Origin of the sequence: Actinomadura sp. BRA 177 (genome assembly GCF_013372625.1) — a bacterium.
Taxonomy (GTDB): domain Bacteria; phylum Actinomycetota; class Actinomycetes; order Streptosporangiales; family Streptosporangiaceae; genus Spirillospora.
Genome location: NZ_JABXFD010000681.1, coordinates 1 through 810 on the forward strand (window position 1 = coordinate 1; position 810 = coordinate 810).

Sequence of the window (810 nt, forward strand, 5' to 3'; positions counted from 1 at the left end):
GGACCGGGAGGACGAGGCGCGGCGCCGCGCCTCGTCCTCCCGGTCCCGCTCGGCCGCAGCCGCGCGCCGCTCCGCCGCCTCCGCCCGGTCCCGGCGGCTGCGCACGTACTGCCCCAGCGCCACCGTCACCAGCAGCCCCAGCGACAGCGACGCCACCCCCCGCGCGTCAGTGATCGCGTCCGGGTCGCCGCCGCCGTCCCCGCCGCGCGCCAGCGACACCGCCAGGAACCCGGCGTTGACGACGATGACCGCGCCCAGCGACACCACCAGCCGGCACTCCACCGCGGCGTTGAACAGCGCCACCCACAGCACCGCCGCGACCGGCCCGTCCGGATACCCCATCGGGTAGTACAGCGGCGGCACCACCACCGCGACCACCAGCACCGCCACCGGCGACCGGCGCCGCCACGCCAGCGACACCGCCGCCACCGCGATCAGCGCCAGCCCGCCCGGCCACAGCGGACGGTCCCCGGGCCTGGCCGCCGCCGCGCTCATCCACACCGTCACCACCAGCGCCGCGCCCGCGAGCACCGCGTCGCCCACCGGGCCGCGCCCCAGCTCCCGCACCCGGCGCACCACCCTGCGCGCCCGGGCGCGCGCGGGAACGCGCATCGCGGGCCGCGCCGGGGAAGCCGTCACGCGCCAACCGTAGTTCAGCCGCACCCCGCCCCGCGATCTTCGCGCCCGCCCGGCACCCTGACTTTCGTCAGTAACACCGCATTTCACCGGCCAGTAGCGTGGACCCCGTGAACGACACCGCGGCCACCGGCCCGCGCGCCCGGACCGCCGCGGCCCGCCACACCGCCGCCC

Annotated in this window: 1 pseudogene; it reads right to left on the reverse strand. The window is 78.8% G+C overall.

The annotated features are described in order from the left end of the window. Positions 1-639: pseudogene (locus HUX53_RS42350) on the reverse strand (hypothetical protein); the annotation flags it as partial. Positions 640-810: the final 171 nt, after the last annotated feature.